This window comes from Advenella sp. EE-W14 (genome assembly GCF_012923605.1).
Classification (GTDB): Bacteria; Pseudomonadota; Gammaproteobacteria; order Burkholderiales; family Burkholderiaceae_B; genus Advenella; species Advenella alkanexedens.
Genome location: NZ_JAAVNG010000007.1, coordinates 198,533 through 216,207, shown reverse-complemented (window position 1 = coordinate 216,207; position 17,675 = coordinate 198,533). Strand labels below are relative to the sequence as shown.

The window sequence follows — 17,675 nt, the reverse complement described above, 5'->3', positions numbered from 1 at the left end:
ACTTTTTCAAAAAACTAACGGTTAACAACTTTACGGTTTATTTGCCTTTCCAGACCGGAGCCCGTTTTTCGGCGAATGCGGTAGCCCCTTCTTTGGCATCTTCTGAAACAAAGATATGCGCCATGCGTGGCTGTTGCAGGGCAAACATGTCTTCCTGGCGCCAGTCTTGTGACTGCACCACCACCTGCTTGACCGTACGTACGGCCAGAGGGCCATTCGCTGCAATCTTCTCAGCCAATTTTAGCGCAGCTTCCAGCGCTTTGCCCGGTTCTGTCAGTTGATTGACCAAACCAAGCTGGTGCGCACGCGTGGAGGGAATCATGTCACCGGTTAATAAGATCTCCATGGCAACGTGGTACGGCAGCCTTTGCGGCAGGCGCAGCATGCCACCCGAACCGGGCACCAGGCCACGTTTTACTTCAGGCAAGCCAAACTGGGCATTTTCAGCGGCCACGATCAAATCGCAGGCCAGCGCCAATTCACAGCCACCGGCCAACGCATAGCCCTCGATGGCGGCAATCAGGGGTTTTTGAGGCGGTGCCTCACACAAACCACCCAGACCGCGGCCCGGCACCACGGCACGGCGCTGGGTTTTGGCGAACTCTTTCAAATCCATGCCCGAACAAAACGTATTGCCTTGTCCGGTAAGAATGCCCACCGTCAGGTCATCATTGGCGTCAAGCTGGTCAAGCGCGGCAGCCAGCGCAAAAGAAGTATCGTAAGTAAGGGCGTTGCGGGCTTCAGGTCGGTTGATGGTAATGACCAATACCCGGCCAATGATTTCTGATTTCACCAATTCTGTCACAGTTGTCTCCTGTAGGTTCGGGGTTATTGAGGCATTTTACCCTTTCAAACCACAAATTATCCCTAGAACCGCAACAAATACCCTAAAATCCAAGGTTTGGTTATTCATCCGATGCTAGAGTCGAATTCATGCTTACTTTTCAGCAAATTATCTTAAAACTTCAGGAATACTGGGACGCACAAGGTTGTGCGTTGCTCCAGCCTTACGACATGGAAGTGGGCGCGGGTACGTCCCATACAGCCACTTTCCTGCGCGCCATCGGTCCCGAGCCCTGGCATGCCGCTTATGTGCAGCCATCACGCCGCCCCAAAGATGGCCGCTATGGCGAAAATCCCAACCGCCTGCAACACTATTACCAGTACCAGGTTGTGCTCAAGCCGGCTCCACCCGACATTCTTGATCTTTACATCGGTTCGCTGCAAGCGCTGGGCATCAACCCCCTGGAACACGATATCCGCTTCGTTGAAGATGACTGGGAAAACCCCACGCTGGGTGCCTGGGGCCTGGGCTGGGAAGTCTGGCTCAATGGCATGGAAGTCACGCAATTCACTTACTTCCAGCAGGTAGGCGGCCTTGACTGCCCGGCCACCACCGGTGAAATCACCTACGGTCTTGAACGCCTGGCCATGTATCTGCAAAACGTGGAAAGTGTTTATGACCTTGTCTGGACCCGTCGTCCCAATGGCGATACCGTGTATTACCGTGACGTGTTTCACCAGAATGAAGTTGAACAATCCACCTACAACTTTGAATACGCCTCAACAGAAATGCTGTTTGCGCATTTCAATGACTACGAAGCCGAAGCCAAAAAACTGGTCGAGATCCCATTGGCCCTGCCTGCCTACGAGGTCGTCCTGAAAGCCGCCCATACTTTCAATATGCTTGATGCCCGGGGCGCCATTAGCGTTACCGAACGGGCCAGCTATATTGGCCGTATCCGCAACCTGTCCCGTGCAGTTGCCCAGTGCTATTACGACTCCCGTGAACAGCTTGGCTTCCCGATGCTGAAAAAACAAGAGATTGCATAAATGTCAACGAATCCTTTACTGATCGAATTACTTACCGAAGAACTGCCTCCCAAGGCATTGCAAAAGCTGGGCAAGGCATTTGCCCAAGGTGTTTACCAGTCCCTGAACAAACAACACCTTCTGGGTGAACAGTGCGCGCTTGAGTCCTTTGCCACACCACGCCGGCTTGGTGTCCGCTTAAGCCAGGTATTGGCGCAGGCTCCCGAACAGGCCTTTGCAGAAAAACTCATGCCTGTGAAAATCGGCCTTGACGAAAACGGCAATGCCAGCCCCGCCCTGCAAAAAAAACTGGCCGCCAAAGGCCTGGAACACTTGAGTGTTGCTGACCTGACTCGCGAATCCGATGGCAAACAGGAATATTTAATCGCCAAAGGCACCGCCCCCGGCGCACAACTGGCCGCATTCCTGCAAACCGCCATTGATGAGGCGATTGCCAACCTGCCCATTCCCAAAGTCATGCGCTATCAACTGGCCGACGGACAAACCAGTGTCCGCTTCGTACGCCCCGTGCATGGTCTGGTTGTCCTGTTTGGTGACCAGGTCCTGCCAGTTAGCGTGCTGGGCATTTCATCCAGCCACGTAACCCGGGGACACCGCTTCCTTAGCCAGGCACCGGTTCAGTTAAACCATGCCAACACCTACGAGCAGCAACTGCGCGAAGAAGGCAAGGTCATTGCCTCGTATGAAGAACGTCGCGACATGATCAGTGCCCTGCTGGCTGAAAAAGCGGCCTCACTGGGTGCCACTATTGGCAACGATCCCGAGGTCACCGCGCTACTCGACGAAGTCACTTCACTGGTGGAATACCCAGCCGTGTATATCGGTCAGTTTGAGGAAAAATTCCTGGCCGTACCACCAGAATGCCTGATCCTGACCATGCGCCTGAACCAGAAATATTTCCCCCTGTTCGACCCGGCCACTGGCAAGCTGACACACCGCTTCCTGATTGTCAGCAACATGGACATCGAGAACCCACAACAGATTATCGAGGGCAACGAACGGGTCGTGCGCCCGCGCCTGGCCGATGCCGAATTTTTCTTCGATACCGACCGTAAAATGCCATTGGCCGCACGTGTCGAGCAACTGGCCACCATTGTTTACCACAACAAACTGGGCACCCAGCTGGACCGCTCCGAACGGGTCCGGAAAATTGCCGCTTACATTGCCCAGCAGCTTGGCGCCAATGTCGCGCTGGCCGACCGTGCCGCCCTCTTGGCCAAAGCCGATTTAAGTTCCAACATGGTGGGTGAATTCCCTGAACTGCAGGGCATTATTGGCGCCTACTATGCCAAGGCCGATGGCGAGCCCGAAGAAATCGTGACAGCCCTGGCAGACCAGTACCGCGTGCGTTACGACAAGCCCGTCAGCCAGGAAACCTTGACCTCGGCCATTTTGTTTATTGCCGAACGCGCCGAAACCCTGGTTGGCATTTGGGGGATTGGTCTGGTTCCCACCGGTGAGCGTGACCCTTACGCCTTGCGCCGTGCCGCGCTGGGCCTGATCAGTGCGGTTGAGCAATTGGCCGCCGGCCAGTTCCTGAACCTGCAAACCAGGCTGTCCCTGAATGAATTGCTTGAATTTGCCGCTGGCACGTTTGAAAACATCAGCCTGAACCCGAACACGGTCACCGAAGTACAGGAATTCATTTACGAACGTTACCGCAATCAGCTCAATAACGAGTATGACCGCTCAGTTGTAGATGCTGTTATTGCTTTGGCACCGCCACTGAATGAAATTATCGACCGGGTCAAGGCCGTTACCGCCTTTGCACAATTACCCGAAGCCGAGAGTCTGGCTGCCGCCAACAAACGGATTGCCAACCTGCTGAAAAAAGTCGACGGATCACTGCCTGCGATTAATGCCGACATTCTGCTTGAGCCGGCAGAAAAAGCCCTGGCAGGCACGATTGAAACCATCCAGCCGGTTGCTCTGGATCACTTTAACAAAGGTGAGTTTGAGACCAGCTTACGCAGCATTGCCAGCACACGTGAAGCGGTTGATGCCTTCTTCACCGATGTCATGGTCATGGCTGAAGACCCGAACATCCGCAATAACCGTCTGGCTTTGCTTTCACAGTTACATGGCACCATGAACCTGGTGGCCGACATTTCCAGGCTGGCGCAATGAAACTCGTGATTCTTGATCGGGACGGCGTCATCAACCAGGATCGTACCGATTTTGTTAAATCGGCCGATGAATGGGTTCCCCTGCCCGGCAGTCTCGAAGCCATTGCCCGCCTGTACCGGGCAGGCTGGAAAGTGGTGATTGCCAGCAACCAGTCCGGCCTGGGCCGGGGCCTGTTCAGCATGAGCGATCTGAATGCCATGCATGCCAAAATGAATCAGGAGCTCACTTTGCTGGGCGGGCAGGTGGATGCCATTTTCATTTGCCCGCACAAGCCGGAAGATGGCTGTAATTGCCGAAAACCCTTGCCAGGCATGCTTCACGATATTATTCGCCGCTACGAGATAGATCCGGCACAGGTTCCAGTGATTGGTGATTCCCTGCGCGACCTGCAAGCCGCACAGATCGCAGGCATGAAGCCCTGGCTGGTGGAAACCGGCAATGGCCTTAAAACAAAAAATGACCCCAATCTGCCACCCGGCACGCAAATCCGTGCCAGCCTGGCGGATATTGTCAATGAATGGTTGCGGGAAAATTAATCATCATGTCTTTTTTACGTGCCCTGCTGTTTCTGGTTTTTCAAGCCGTTACTCTCATTCCCTTCGCACTCGGGTGTTTCCTGCTGCTGCCTTTTCCCTTCAAATGGCGATACCGTTTCACGGTAGGCTGGCCCCATCTGCTTATGTGGGGAGCCAAATATATTCTTGGCATCAAATGGAAAATCAAGGGAAGGGAAAATATTCCCACTACACCGGTGGTATTTCTAAGCAAACACCAGTCTGCCTATGAAACCCTGCTTTTCCCCTGGTTCTCACCCAAGCCGGCCTGTTTCATTTATAAAAAAGAACTGAACTACATCCCGTTTTTCGGTTGGGGGCTGGCCAGCCTGCGCAATATTCCCATCAACCGCTCCGATCGCAAGGGTGCCATGCAACAGGTATTGGACATTGGCAGCAAGCGCATCCGCGAAGGCCACAGCCCGGTTCTGTTCCCCGAAGGAACCCGGATACCCGTCGGACAAAAAGGCCGCTACCAATCAGGTGGGGCTCGTCTTGCCGTCCATGCCGGTGCCTCGGTCGTTCCGGTTGCGCACAATGCCGGAGAAGTCTGGCCGCGCAATTCTTTCCTCAAAAAACCCGGTCTGGTGACCTTCTCGTTTGGCCCTCCCATTTCATCCGAAGGCCTTACCCACGACCAACTTAACCGCAAAGTTGAAGAATGGATTGAAGGGGAAATGCGTGTACTGAGTCCACATCGTTACACCGACAAGACCTGACGCTCCACAAAGGCAATAATATCCATGAATCAACTATCCTTTATCAACACTACCCATGGATAGAATTACTTACACTCTTCAGCGTTCCAATCGGCAAAGCATTGGTTTTACGGTTAACGCTGAAGGACTGAAAATTACCGCGCCAAAATGGGTCTCGCAAACCGTCATCGATCAGGCCATCCAGGCAAAAAGAACCTGGATCCAAAGCAAGTTGCTGCAATGGCAACAAGAATCCCCCACCCCCATCCGCTGGCAAAATGGCACGCAATTGCCGTATATGGGCCGGCAAATTATTGTTCAACTTGACCCGCAGCTGGCTTCATGCCGCTATGAGGGCAATTACAATCTGGCACAAGATAACGATCTTCTCTATCTCAACCTGCCATCCACCGCCAATGCCCTGGCCATTAAAACAGCTTGCACCCAATGGTTTCAGGGGCGTGCCCTGGCCTGGTTTGAAACCCGTCTGAGACATTTCCAGCAAAGCAGCGGCACAAAACCCCAGTGCCTGCGCCTGTCCAGTGCCACAACCCGTTGGGGCTCCTGCAACGCCAATGGGCAGATTCGCCTGAACTGGCGCCTGATCCATCTGTGCCCGGATCTGATTGACTATGTCATTGCCCATGAGCTTGCTCACCTGAAAGAAATGAATCACAGTCCCCGCTTCTGGGCCGAAGTCAAACGCATTTTGCCCACTTATGAAGCCGCCAAAAACAGGCTGAAACAAAAAAACCTGCGTACGCTCCCCATCCTTTAAGATAGGTATGAAAGCGCTCACCCGCCTTCAGTTTTCATCTATATAATGCCGTTGTATCTTTCTTACAGTACCCGTCATTTAAATATACTGCACCCATCATTGGGTAAAGACAGGTTTGCTAAAATAGTCCGTTTGTAACCATTTCCACCAGGAGTCATCATGCAATTTCTACATACCATGCTTCGAGTCGGCAACCTTGAGCGTTCCATCGAATTTTATACAAACGTAATTGGCATGAAACTGCTGCGTCGTTCGGAAAACCCCGAATACAAATACAGTCTGGCTTTCCTGGGTTTTGAGGCCAACCCCCATCAGGCCGAACTGGAACTGACCTATAACCATGGTGTTGACTCCTATGAACTGGGTACCGCCTATGGCCATATTGCCATTGGCGTGCCAGATGCCGGCCAGGCCTGTGAAGCCGTCAAGGCTGCCGGAGGCAAAGTGACACGTGAGGCCGGTCCGGTTAAGGGTGGCACCACCGTTATTGCTTTTGTTGAAGATCCCGACGGCTACAAGATCGAGCTGATCGAACGCAAAAACATGCAAGCTTCAGGCACTGGTTTGCATGCAGAATAAATCCTGTTAAACAACCATAAAGTTAAAAAGGTACATTATGAAAACAACAAATATTGTTATTGGCGCGCTTGTTGCTGCCGGTGTCGTATGGGGAGGCTCTACCTGGTACGTTGGCCAACAGGCCAAAGGTGAGATCGATAAATCCATCAGTAATCTCAATGAATTTCTGGCACACACCTCTCCCTATCTCAGTCTGAGTGAGGTCAGCTATGAAAAAGGCTTTCTTTCCTCTACCGGGATTTATAAGCTCAACATAGATGTACCTGATCTGCCCCAAGAACTTTCCAATATTACGTTCCTGAACCAGGTTTTTCACGGCCCCCTGCCATTAATTCAGGAAGGTCGTTTTACGCCCGCCTTGGCCATTAGCAAAACCACGCTCATTAACAATGACAATACAAAAATACTGTTTGATGCCGCCAATGGACAGGAGCCGTTTACATCCAGCAGCGTGCTTTCTTTTGCCAAGGAAATTGCCAATACGATTGAAACCGCACCACTGAAATTCGATGATCAGGATGTTGAAATCATGGTCGAACCGATACAGGCGATTACGCACACGAATCTTGATTACGCTTTTTTCAATACAGAAGCCATGGGTGGCGCGATGAAAGCAACGGGAAAAAGCACCAGCAGTCTGTCTACGGACGGCTTTAAGCTTAGCAATAAAACAACCCGAACCGCCCACAAAAATTATATTGGTGATACTTCCTTAACATTTGGAAAATTCAATATTACCAGTTCGGACCAATCCATTGCCATCGACTCGGTCGACGTCAATGCCAGCACGACTGAATCTTCCGCAGGCCTGCTCAATGGTGACATCACCTATTCCGTGAATAATATCAACGTCAACAAAATTGATTTTGGCACCACAGCCCTGAAGATGACCGTGAACAACCTGGACATGAAGGCGCTTAATGAGTTTAGCCGCGCAACAGCCAGCCTGGATCTGAGTTCTGCTTCATTCGAGGAAGAAGAGTTGGCCGATCATTTCGAAACCCTGTTTGTCAAACTGGCTGATGACAAATTTGAGTTCCATATTGATCCCTTCCGTATAAAAGCGACAACCGGCGAAGCATCGCTGAATTTCGGAGTTGCTTTTAACGGAGAAAAAGCCTCTGCCGAATCAAGGGAGTCTCCGGAATTATTTGCCGCTGAATCATTGCGCAAAGCCAATCTATCCTTTTCTATTGATGACAATCTTATCAAAGAATATGGCTCAGGCATTATTCAGATCTCCGAAGGTACAGACAAGGCCGAAGCTGATGCTCAAGCACAAATCCTTGCTGCCATGGCAAACCTTGTCGCGGAACAATCCGGCATGGCTATTTACAAAGATGGCAAAACCACGTCTTCAGTCACCTATGATGCCGATCAACCCGAAGACAGTCAGATTGACTTCAATGGCAAAAAAATGGGCTTGAATGAGTTCGCCATGAGAGCATCCTCCCTGCTTGGCTTGGCAGGCACATCGGCTGCCCCTGCGTTGCTAAACGAAGAGGAGCTATTTCAAGCCCTTGAAAACGAGACTGAGACCGAACCTGCAGAATAAATGCATGAGTTTGAAAGCGAAACAGCAATGACCCGACAATACCTCACTGTTCGTCTGCCAATTAATACAAACTTGAATTAATTAGCAACAGAGCGCGATCAGATCTTCTTGCTTATTAACAGGTGATACCCCAAAATCACCTGTTAATAACGTCTCTTTCAGGTAGAAATCATCTTTACCAAACAAACCCTTAATTATTGCCATAAAAAGCCCGCAAGCGTTGCTCGTCAAGCTCATTGCCTGAGGCAATGGCCCTGACCTGCCTGGGAGAATTTGTACGGGCAGTATTAGCTACAACTGCATTGGTGCCAGGATTGTTCACCACAACTGCAGGAGGTGCTGATACCCGATTGGCAACCACCTCATTTTCTGGCAAACCCTTGGCGGTCGCCGTGCTTGGACAACGCCGTCCGGTAGCCTCATAAGCCATGCGGTTCACGTCTTCACCAAAACAGAAAAAACGCATATCCGCAACTTCCTTATAACCCAGTTTATAGGCAATACTGGTATCCTCTCGTGCGTTACACGCATCTGATTCACCTGCCATCGAACCACCTATTCCAAAACCGGTAAAACCGACGCCAATAGTATTGGATTGACCGCAATTATTGGCCCCGCCAAACATGCTTGCAGGTGCATAAACGTTAGGGGTCGTGTGTATACGCTGGGATTTCCTTTGTTCTGATCCACCAAAGGTAAGGTCAATAATGGCCGCTCCTCCCGAAGTGACGTTTGCACTTGAAGAGGCTCCGGAAGATGACCCCGCAGAAGCTTCTGCCCCGGCACCCACGTTAACCTGTGCCAGTACCTGACCCGATGCAAATAATAGTGCAATTGCAGTGAATATTTTTTTCATGGCGATTCCTTTCGGAGGGGGAAACCCCCTCCAAGAATAATATGCATATTATAATTTTTAAGGCGATTGAGCCCTGGGTTATGGCCAGAGACCACCAACCAGACCAAAGCCACCAAAACCGCCAAAACCGCCAGCGTTGGTACTATAGCCACTACCGGCATTTGAAGATGTACCTTGGGCAGCTCCTCCTAAAGAGAAACCGTTACCATATTGCTCAGTAGTAGAGTGTCCACCTGTAGATGTACCCACTCCAACAGGACTCATGGTAACTGCAGCAGTACCGCTTGACTGAGTCAAGGCTCCGGATTGATTGCCGGCAGCCCCAAAACCAAATGAGCCCTGTGTGCCTCCTGTACCAGATGCGCCACTAGTGGAACTGCTTGCACTTCCTCCTGCACCAAAACCGCCAAGCCCAATACTAAAAGTTTGTGCCTGTGCGCTGGTAGCCATGAACGTACCAGATGCCAAAGTCAACGCAGAGATAAGTAGTAGTTTTTTCATTTTGCTGCTCCTTTACGGATACATTTTTCGAACCGGATGCCGTCCGGCACGGTTACTGCAAAATGGAATATCCCACCCAGTCAATTTACTCATATATATGCAATATCGAACAGGGAGATCATCCCACCAATCTCAGCAACTTGAACCATCAAATTGCTGAATTCTTAATTTGTTACATTGCCACATAATTAGATAGTGAAACGGACTACATATTCCCTAACATTGAAGGGAAGTGATACATTCGTCCTGATAAAAGTACAGAAACAGTGAAAGTTGAAACTTATATATATTTGTTTTCTAAAACTTATACTGCCAAAGGATTTTGAATTGCTGATAGTAGTTAATAATTTATGTATGATGGCTCAGTACTTGCCTGAACCTTATTTATTTGCTGCATACCTGCTTTTGTTGAAATTAATTCTACATGAATCAATAAAGTTTTCAACACTTTAATTGATATTTTCTTACTTTTTTGTAACACAAACAAAATTATTACATGATGAGAAAATAATAAAATGAACCTAAGACGCACTAAAATTGTGGCGACATTGGGGCCTGCAACCCAAACGCCCGATCAAATTGAAAAGATGATTCTGGCTGGCATGAACGTTGCGAGGCTAAATTTTTCTCATGGCAACCACGAAGAACACCGCCATAAGGCCCAAACCATCAGGGCAATCGCACGCAAGCTGCAAAAACATATTGCCATCATGGTTGATTTGCAAGGCCCCAAAATCAGGATTGCCCGATTCATCAACGGACAGGTTACATTACAGGCTGGACAACCCTTTGTTCTATCCAACACCCATCCATACAATGAAGGCACGGCACATATTGTCGGTATTGACTACCCAGCCCTGGTGACGGACTGCCAGGCCGGAGATGAACTGCTTCTTGATGATGGCCGGGTCGTGCTGGAAATTACCGGCATTGAAGGCCAGGAAGTGCATACCCGAGTCGTGAGCGGTGGATCGCTTTCCAACAACAAAGGCATCAACCGCAAAGGTGGCGGTCTTTCCGCTCCTAGCCTTACAGCTAAAGACGAAGAAGACATTAAACTGGCTGCCGACATTCATGCCGACTATATCGCTGTTTCTTTTCCCCGCTATGGCAGCGATATTGAGCATGCCAGGCAACTTGCCCGCCAGGCCGGTAGCCACGCCTGGATTGTGGCCAAAATTGAACGCGCTGAAGCCGTGGTTGATGACCAGGCCCTGGATGAGTTGATTACAGCCAGTGATGCCGTCATGGTTGCCCGTGGCGACTTGGGGGTTGAAGTCGGTGATGCGGAATTGGTGGGCATACAGAAAAAAATCATCCTGCATGCACGCACTCTGAATAAAGTGGTTATAACGGCCACGCAAATGATGGAGTCCATGATTGCCAACCCCATCCCCACTCGCGCTGAAGTGTCTGATGTCGCCAATGCTGTTCTGGACTATACCGATGCGGTCATGCTGTCGGCCGAAAGTGCATCGGGCAATTATCCGGTTGAGGCCGTCACGGCCATGTCACGCATTTGCATGGGAGCCGAAAAACATCCTACGTCAAATAAATCCGGTCATCGACTGGGGCAGGTTTTTCCACGCTGTGATGAAGCCATCGCGCTTTCCGCCATGTATGCCGCCAATCACTTCCCTGGCGTAAAAGCCATTATTTCCCTTAGCGAAAGTGGCCATACACCACTTATCATGTCACGCATCCGTTCAGGCGTTCCCATTTATTGTTTTACCCGTCATAAAGAAACCCAAAACCGCGTTGCCCTTTTCAGGGGCGTTTACCCGGTAAATTTTGACAACAGCCATCTTGATCCTGCGATACTTATGCAAGCCGCCCTTGATGAGTTGAAAAAACACCAAACGCTAAACAGCGGTGACTGGATCATTGTGACCAACGGAGACCTGTCAGCCCCCGGCAACGGCACCAACAGCATGAAACTGATCTGTGTCAATTAATTTAAACTTGATTTTTTCCCGCCCAGGAGCATACTCGTTCCCACGCTCCCGCGTTGGGAATGCATACATCCCATGAAAATCATCATCGCCCCCGACTCTTTTAAAGAAAGCCTGCCAGCCCATGACGTGGCCAAAGCCATTGCCAAAGGCGTAATGCAGGCAGCTCCCGATGCCAATATCCATTGCGTCCCGATGGCCGATGGCGGTGAAGGTACCGTCCTGGCCATTGCCCAAAGCACGCCGTGCACCCTCATGCAAAGCACCGTTCGCAATGCCTTGGGCCACCCGGTGCAAGCCACCTGGGCCATGCACGACACCGGCACTGCCATTATAGAAATGGCCAGTGCTGCCGGTCTTGAGCAAATCCAGCCCCAGCACAGAAATATACTGCGTGCCAATACGTTTGGCGTTGGCCAACTTATCCTTGAGGCTTTAAATAGAAATGTCAAACACATCATTCTGGGGCTGGGCGGTTCAGCCACCAACGATGGCGGTGCTGGCATGCTTGCCGCCCTGGGCATTCAGTTTAAGGATAAAAACAATGTCTTGCTGGAACCCGTACCCGAAGCGCTGTCCAGACTGGAAAAAATAGATCTTTCAGGTCTGGAGCCACGCCTGGCGCAAACAGCATTTACCCTGGCCTCTGACGTCAGCAACCCCTTATGTGGATCCCATGGCGCTGCTGCGATTTTTGGTCCACAAAAAGGAGCTACGCCAGAACAGGCTCGGCTCCTTGACCAGATCATGGCGAATTATGCCGATATTACTGCGATCACGCTTGGCAGAGACAGGCGTCATGAACAGGGTGCAGGTGCAGCAGGTGGCCTTGGTTTTGCCGGATTGAGTTTCTTGAATGCACGATTTCGTCCAGGGGTGGAAATAGTGGCCGAATTTGCGGGCCTGGCCGATCTGATTGAAATTGCCGATCTGATTATTACAGGAGAAGGTAAGCTGGATGATCAAACCCTGCAAGGTAAAGCCCTGGCCGGCATAGCCGCCCTGGCACAAATGCATCAGGTTCCAATGATTGTGATTGCCGGTACCCTTGGTAGCAATTACCAGGCTTTATACAGCCAGGGAATGACCGCGGCCTTCAGCCTGTGTAACGGTCCCATCACGTTACAGGACGCCATGCAACATACCTCGAGCCTGCTTCAGGATCGCAGTCGGGATATTATGCGGGTTTTCATGGCCAAGCAGATAAAAAACGGGAGATAAAACTATAAGTTTAAACAATTAGTCCCCAATGTTGGACAATTAAAAACCAGGCAACTCAAACTCGTTCCCACGTGGGAACGAGTGCTATTTCACACTTCAAACCCGGTTGAATTTACCGCTATCCAGCAAATAGTCGGAAAGACGGATAAAATCAGCCACACTCAAGGCTTCAGCCCGAGCCGTTTCCTGAATACCCACTACATCCCAGTCTATTTCCCAGTCAGCCAAAGAGCGACGCAACATTTTTCGGCGTTGCGAAAAAGAACGGGCAACCACCTGTTCAAACACCTGCCATTGTTTCGGCGCTGGACGTGAGTCAGGCAATGGAACCATTCGCACCACTGCCGACATCACCCTCGGGGGAGGATCAAAGGCTTCGGGGGGAACATCAAACAGCCAATGCATTTTATAGCGTGACTGCAACATGACAGACAAACGGCCATAATCGGACGAACCCGGCTTGGCCACCATTCGGTCAATCACTTCTTTTTGCAGCATGAAATGCTGGTCTTGCACATGACTGGCATAGTCCATTAAATGAAACAGCAAGGGACTGGAAATATTGTAAGGCAGATTTCCCACTACCCTTAAAGGAGAACCAAACTGACTGAAGTCCACCGTCAAGGCATCGGCCTCATGGACCGTTATTTTTTTGGGACTAAACGTATTGCGTAGCCGCTGTGCCAGATCCCGGTCAATTTCAACCACCGTCAGGTGATCAAGGCAAGCCAGCAATGGGGCCGTCAGGGCTGACAGCCCCGGCCCGATCTCCACCACCTTGTCACCACGGTCAGGATTGACTGCACGGACAATCGCCTCAGTTACGCTTTCATCCACCAGAAAATGCTGGCCAAACCGCTTTCTTGCCTGATGTGCTGTCATAATCAGTTTCTGGCAGAAATGGAGCCGCTCAGGCGATTATCGATAAACGACTGTGAACGCAATTGCTGCAACCAGTCTTCAAAAATAGGTTCTGCCCGTTGCTCATACAGGGTCTGGCGAGCCAACATACGACGGATTTCAGGCTGTTTGTCTCCGGTTCGTCGATCAAGCACTTCAATAATGTGCCAGCCAAAAGCGGAGCGCACTGGATTACTGATTTGACCCGGCTGCAAATTGGCCACTGCTTTTTCAAATTCAGGATCGGCCGTACCTGGCGCTATCCAGCCAATTTCTCCCCCCAGTGGCGCCGAGGTATCTTGCGAAAACTTGCGCGCCACATCCTCAAAAGCCTCGCCATTGCTTAAACGATTATGCAGGCTTTGGATCCGCTCATAAGCCTGCTTGTCAGACACCACAGGACTGGTCTTGACAAGAATATGACGGACATTGGATTCAGTCACTTCAACCGGCCCTTGCTGTTTGGCAGCTATTTCCATGGGAGAAAGCTGTGGTTTGGGCGGTGGTGGTGGCTGGACATTCACGACACGCTTGTTTTCTTTAATCAAGCCACGACGCTCGATCACCTTCAAAATATGGAAACCATTAGGTGCCTTGAAAACCCCGGTCGTACGTCCATCCGCCACGTTTCGGGTCACGTTCACAAACAGGGAAGGCCAGTCTTCAAACAGCCGGATTCCCAGTTGGCCACCATTAGCCGCTTCCGGCGCATCGGAATATTCTTTGGCGACCGCAGCAAAACTGGTACCCCGTCTGAGTTTACTCATTGCCTCATTGGCTTTTTTACGGGCTGCCTCCACAACGTCTGCAGACGCGTTATCGGGGACACGAATGAAGATATGCTGCAAGGCAACGGCTTTAGGCTCAAAAGAACGCTCAATCACGACCTGTTTCTGGGGAGGAGGAGGCGTATAAGCAACCTCTTTTTTAGGTAGCACGCCGGTGGGATGCTGCTTCAAAAAAGCATCCACATCAGATTCGGTCACACTGATACGGCTTTGAATAATACGGTTGCGCAATTGATCCATCATCACTTCACTGCGCAGGTTTTGCAGGTACTCATCCCATTTCATGCCAGAACGGCTGACTTCTTCTTTCAGACGTTCAACAGGAATGTTATTGCGCTGAGCGATCGTTGCCAGCACCTGATTTAACTGGGCATCGGTAACTTTGACGCCAAGCCGTTCGGCATCCTGCTTCATCAGTTTTTCATCAATCATGGACTGCAGCACCTGATCCCGGGTCGCACCGCCCTGCCCGCTGATTCGCAAGGACGCCATTCGATTGTCCAGCTCGCGTATGGTGATAATTTCAGTATTGACTACCGCGGCTATGCCATCACCAAACTGAGCTTGTGTTTTCGCAGTTTTGCCTGCTGTACCCGGTGCTGCCTGCGCCACCATTGGCAAAGCAAGGCAAAAAACGGGAATGGTTGCAAATGCGAGTTGGCGTACGCGTTTTAGTCTACGCATTATTCATACCTTTCAAATGTAGATTTTACTGGAACCGGGACCGTTGTTGATTCATAGCCCCGCACATTTTCTCTTAACAAACCCATTGGATCACTACCCAGAGATCCAAGACCGGATAATTCCAATTGTAAGAATATAGCAGAATTTGCTTTTTCTTTTGAAACAGCATAACGCTGCATGACAACCCGGCCGGTCCAGCAACAGTTGCCTTTATATTCAAACCCAAGAATGGATTGCGTTACCCTTTTATCCTGAATGGAATAATCGATACGACCAACACCGGATATTTTTTCTGTAAATGGCCACTGTGCCGACAGGCTGGTGGTTTCCTTACCCTTTAACTGATAACGTAACGGATTGCCAGTCTCATCAAGGAAAGGATCCTGCTGGTAACGGTAAGACATGGAAACGCTGGTCAGGCGCTTGGGTTTCCAGTGTAAAGAGGCGTAAGACTGCACCACATTCTGGTCAGCCGAATCCACCTGCACGGCCAGTTCGGTGTTCAGGGTATCGGTCAGCGCGGCACTTAAACCCGCCAGATAATCCGATTTGGAGCGTTTACGGGCCTCTTCTCCCGGCAGGGTTACTTTCTGGTCTTCAAAATAAAACCGTTGCGCCAGTTGCAAAGCCAATCGCTCGAAACCGCTATCCTCGTCAAACCAGCGACTGGTTATTCCCAAGGTAAGCAAGTTGGCATCGTTAATGCGATCCCAGCCACCACTGTAACGGTTTTCAGCAAAAGCCGAACCAAAACCGAACTGACTGATGGAGGTATCATAAACAGGAATATCCGCCTGGTTTTTATAGGGGATATTCAAGTAATAAAGACGGGGCTCAAGCGTTTGAAGGGACGGTTTGCCGAACAACGTGGTGTTACGCTCAAACGTCATGCCACTATCAAGGGAAAAGATGGGCAAAACCCGGTTAATCGACCCCTTTTGCGTACCCGCCTGGCTTCTGAAACCATATTTACCGAACTCTTCATACCAGTTCGTCGAATAATGAGAGGCATGCAAGGCCGCCTTGGGCGTGACATACCAGCCAGGACGGACAATGGGATAACTAATCGCGTTATAGGATGAAAAACGCGTACCATCAGGGGCCCGGTGGCCATCGGTTCTGGAAAAATCAGCGATATCCCCAAAGTAGGTGGGAAACTCAAAACGGGTAAGGGTATTGTCGGTTTCCACATCAAACCCGTTCCAGTCATATCGACTGCCACGCACCTTGAACTCGGGTACTTTTTCATATTGCCCATATAAGTATCCCAGCGTGTCATCTTGCAGGGTTTGGTATTTTTGCAGCGTTAAATAACCGCTCCAATAGTCGTACCCCGACCAGTTCAGGCTAGCCCGTTTTGATAAATAGGTCTGGTCTGCCTCATTCAGACCCATACTGGTAAAGTCGCGAAAATAGTTGTCATCAGACACACCATTCCAATCCAGATCCAGATTGAATTTCAGCCCCAGGAACTGGCCCAGATGCTGGTCATGCAAAATGGAATACGACCAGCGTTTATCACGGGTATCCATATCCTTGTTAATATAGGTACCCGAAACAATACCCGAATAACCTGGCATTAAATAGCGGAACTCCCCACCCATCAGTAATCCGCGCTTGCTTAAATAACGGGGAGTTATTGTGGCATCATAATTGGGCGCCAGATTGAAAAAATACGGAACAGCCAGATCATAACCACCTCTTGAGGTATAACCATAAGTAGGTGTCAGAAAACCCGTTTTCTTTTCTGCCCTGACGGGGAAGGTAAGGTAGGGCGACCAAAGTACAGGAACCCCCTTGATATACAGTACCCCGTTTTTTGCAATCCCTTCGTTTTCATCCTCGTAAATATCAACCTGTGGCGACTGGATTGTCCAGAACTTCTCAGGGCAATCGCAACCTGAATAAATGACATCCAGCAACCGGGTGTGATTTTCATCAAGCGCTTCGGCCTCGCTGGCCGTACCGCTTCCACCGCCAGCCAGATTAAAAACAGGCTCATAAAACTTGCCACTGTCCGTATTGATATTGTAATGTAGCCCCGTACCGGTAATCAGGGTGCCATCCTTGAAAAAGCGGGTATTGCCGCTTGCCGTCATCTCTCCGCTATCCGTGTTATAACGGATCTGATCACTTTTCAGGATAGCATCCGTACGCCGCACCTGCGCCAGTCCATGCAGGGTAATATCACTGCTGTTGTTGTCGTAACCCGCCTTTTCGCTATCAGTAAACGTAACGGTATTGTTTTTATTCCCGGTGGTAACCTGCAACAAAGATGAATCCTGCAAAGTCGGGTATTCATCAATACGAATCCCGGGGGCAGCCAGCACAAAGCCGGTCTTGGCAAATGCGGCAAGCGCCAGCAGAGTAAGAGCACAAACTTTACGCACAAAAAACAAATCCATTCAAGATTCTATTTATATGGAACACAAACAATTTTATTCCCGGTTGCAAACGACCACCCATGACATTACTCCTGCAGACTATTTATTGATGCAGCAAAGACAAAACCCGGTTAAAAAGCTTAAAATAGGTCTTCCCAGAGTAACTGCCACGTCGAAACGACCAATTATAGTAGTTGCTCTTTAATTTAAAGCGGCTTTTTTAATTCTTTCACTGAAATTAAACCGATTTTACATTCAGGACTCA

Annotated in this window: 15 protein-coding genes; 9 read left to right on the top strand and 6 right to left on the bottom strand. The window is 50.2% G+C overall.

Annotated features, from left to right (window positions below):
- Positions 1-37: 37 nt before the first annotated feature.
- Positions 38-805 carry a crotonase/enoyl-CoA hydratase family protein gene (locus tag HCX92_RS05110; RefSeq protein ID WP_169293849.1) on the bottom strand — a complete coding sequence of 256 codons (768 nt, stop codon included), beginning with the start codon at positions 803-805 and terminating at the stop codon, positions 38-40.
- A gap of 128 nt (positions 806-933) precedes the next feature.
- Here HCX92_RS05110 and glyQ point away from each other — a divergent pair, with 128 nt between their 5' ends.
- From glyQ to HCX92_RS05075, 7 genes are all read left to right on the top strand, one after another.
- Positions 934-1,833: a glycine--tRNA ligase subunit alpha gene (glyQ, locus tag HCX92_RS05105; protein ID WP_169293848.1), complete on the top strand. Its 900-nt coding sequence runs from the start codon at positions 934-936 to the stop codon at positions 1,831-1,833.
- Positions 1,834-3,960, top strand: coding sequence for a glycine--tRNA ligase subunit beta (gene glyS / locus HCX92_RS05100; protein WP_169293847.1), 2,127 nt, complete (start codon positions 1,834-1,836; stop codon positions 3,958-3,960).
- Entirely contained in the window at positions 3,957-4,496 is a 540-nt protein-coding gene (gene gmhB / locus HCX92_RS05095; RefSeq protein ID WP_169293846.1) for a D-glycero-beta-D-manno-heptose 1,7-bisphosphate 7-phosphatase, read from the top strand. Before glyS ends, gmhB begins: the two co-directional genes overlap by 4 nt.
- Before the next feature lie 5 nt (positions 4,497-4,501).
- Positions 4,502-5,233: a 1-acyl-sn-glycerol-3-phosphate acyltransferase gene (locus tag HCX92_RS05090; protein WP_169293845.1), complete on the top strand. Its 732-nt coding sequence runs from the start codon at positions 4,502-4,504 to the stop codon at positions 5,231-5,233.
- Between the two features lie 55 nt (positions 5,234-5,288).
- Positions 5,289-5,990, top strand: a complete 702-nt coding sequence (locus HCX92_RS05085) for a M48 family metallopeptidase (RefSeq protein ID WP_169293844.1) — start codon at positions 5,289-5,291, stop codon at positions 5,988-5,990.
- Between the two features lie 159 nt (positions 5,991-6,149).
- On the top strand, positions 6,150-6,569 hold the full coding sequence (gloA, locus tag HCX92_RS05080) for a lactoylglutathione lyase (protein WP_169293843.1): 420 nt from the start codon (positions 6,150-6,152) through the stop codon (positions 6,567-6,569).
- Between the two features lie 37 nt (positions 6,570-6,606).
- Positions 6,607-8,124 (top strand): YdgA family protein, encoded by a 1,518-nt coding sequence (locus tag HCX92_RS05075; RefSeq protein WP_169293842.1) that lies wholly within the window; start codon positions 6,607-6,609, stop codon positions 8,122-8,124.
- 190 nt (positions 8,125-8,314) lie between these two features.
- On the opposite strand, the gene HCX92_RS05070 is transcribed toward HCX92_RS05075, so the two are convergent.
- Together HCX92_RS05070 and HCX92_RS05065 are read right to left on the bottom strand one after the other, a co-directional pair.
- On the bottom strand, positions 8,315-8,980 hold the full coding sequence (locus HCX92_RS05070; protein WP_211182278.1) for a hypothetical protein: 666 nt from the start codon (positions 8,978-8,980) through the stop codon (positions 8,315-8,317).
- A 78-nt stretch (positions 8,981-9,058) separates the two neighbouring features.
- The gene (locus HCX92_RS05065; protein WP_169293841.1) at positions 9,059-9,481 is read right to left on the bottom strand and encodes a hypothetical protein; all 423 of its coding nucleotides are present in this window, start codon (positions 9,479-9,481) and stop codon (positions 9,059-9,061) included.
- Positions 9,482-9,996: 515 nt separating this feature from the next.
- Here HCX92_RS05065 and pyk point away from each other — a divergent pair.
- Positions 9,997-11,436: a pyruvate kinase gene (gene pyk / locus HCX92_RS05060; protein ID WP_169293840.1), complete on the top strand. Its 1,440-nt coding sequence runs from the start codon at positions 9,997-9,999 to the stop codon at positions 11,434-11,436.
- Between the two features lie 72 nt (positions 11,437-11,508).
- Positions 11,509-12,654: a glycerate kinase gene (locus HCX92_RS05055; RefSeq protein ID WP_169293839.1), complete on the top strand. Its 1,146-nt coding sequence runs from the start codon at positions 11,509-11,511 to the stop codon at positions 12,652-12,654.
- Between the two features lie 96 nt (positions 12,655-12,750).
- Here HCX92_RS05055 and rsmA read toward each other — a convergent pair whose 3' ends face one another.
- From rsmA to HCX92_RS05040, 3 genes are read right to left on the bottom strand one after another with little or no spacing between them, the layout of a single operon-like run.
- Positions 12,751-13,536 carry a 16S rRNA (adenine(1518)-N(6)/adenine(1519)-N(6))-dimethyltransferase RsmA gene (gene rsmA / locus HCX92_RS05050; protein WP_169293838.1) on the bottom strand — a complete coding sequence of 262 codons (786 nt, stop codon included), beginning with the start codon at positions 13,534-13,536 and terminating at the stop codon, positions 12,751-12,753.
- A 2-nt stretch (positions 13,537-13,538) separates the two neighbouring features.
- Positions 13,539-15,026, bottom strand: a complete 1,488-nt coding sequence (locus tag HCX92_RS05045; RefSeq protein WP_169293837.1) for a peptidylprolyl isomerase — start codon at positions 15,024-15,026, stop codon at positions 13,539-13,541.
- Positions 15,026-17,431, bottom strand: coding sequence for an LPS-assembly protein LptD (locus tag HCX92_RS05040; RefSeq protein WP_169293836.1), 2,406 nt, complete (start codon positions 17,429-17,431; stop codon positions 15,026-15,028). Before HCX92_RS05040 ends, HCX92_RS05045 begins: the two co-directional genes overlap by 1 nt.
- Positions 17,432-17,675 lie beyond the last annotated feature (244 nt).

Excerpts from the sequence above, each read along its gene's own strand:
- glyQ (WP_169293848.1), top strand. The coding sequence starts at position 934 with ATGCTTACTTTTCAGCAAATTATCTTAAAACTTCAGGAATACTGGGAC.
- glyS (WP_169293847.1), top strand. The coding sequence starts at position 1,834 with ATGTCAACGAATCCTTTACTGATCGAATTACTTACCGAAGAACTGCCT.
- gmhB (WP_169293846.1), top strand. The coding sequence starts at position 3,957 with ATGAAACTCGTGATTCTTGATCGGGACGGCGTCATCAACCAGGATCGT.
- HCX92_RS05090 (WP_169293845.1), top strand. The coding sequence starts at position 4,502 with ATGTCTTTTTTACGTGCCCTGCTGTTTCTGGTTTTTCAAGCCGTTACT.
- HCX92_RS05085 (WP_169293844.1), top strand. The coding sequence starts at position 5,289 with ATGGATAGAATTACTTACACTCTTCAGCGTTCCAATCGGCAAAGCATT.
- gloA (WP_169293843.1), top strand. The coding sequence starts at position 6,150 with ATGCAATTTCTACATACCATGCTTCGAGTCGGCAACCTTGAGCGTTCC.
- HCX92_RS05075 (WP_169293842.1), top strand. The coding sequence starts at position 6,607 with ATGAAAACAACAAATATTGTTATTGGCGCGCTTGTTGCTGCCGGTGTC.
- HCX92_RS05070 (WP_211182278.1), bottom strand. The coding sequence starts at position 8,980 with ATGAAAAAAATATTCACTGCAATTGCACTATTATTTGCATCGGGTCAG.
- HCX92_RS05065 (WP_169293841.1), bottom strand. The coding sequence starts at position 9,481 with ATGAAAAAACTACTACTTATCTCTGCGTTGACTTTGGCATCTGGTACG.
- pyk (WP_169293840.1), top strand. The coding sequence starts at position 9,997 with ATGAACCTAAGACGCACTAAAATTGTGGCGACATTGGGGCCTGCAACC.
- HCX92_RS05055 (WP_169293839.1), top strand. The coding sequence starts at position 11,509 with ATGAAAATCATCATCGCCCCCGACTCTTTTAAAGAAAGCCTGCCAGCC.
- rsmA (WP_169293838.1), bottom strand. The coding sequence starts at position 13,536 with ATGACAGCACATCAGGCAAGAAAGCGGTTTGGCCAGCATTTTCTGGTG.
- HCX92_RS05045 (WP_169293837.1), bottom strand. The coding sequence starts at position 15,026 with ATGCGTAGACTAAAACGCGTACGCCAACTCGCATTTGCAACCATTCCC.
- HCX92_RS05040 (WP_169293836.1), bottom strand. The coding sequence starts at position 17,431 with ATGGATTTGTTTTTTGTGCGTAAAGTTTGTGCTCTTACTCTGCTGGCG.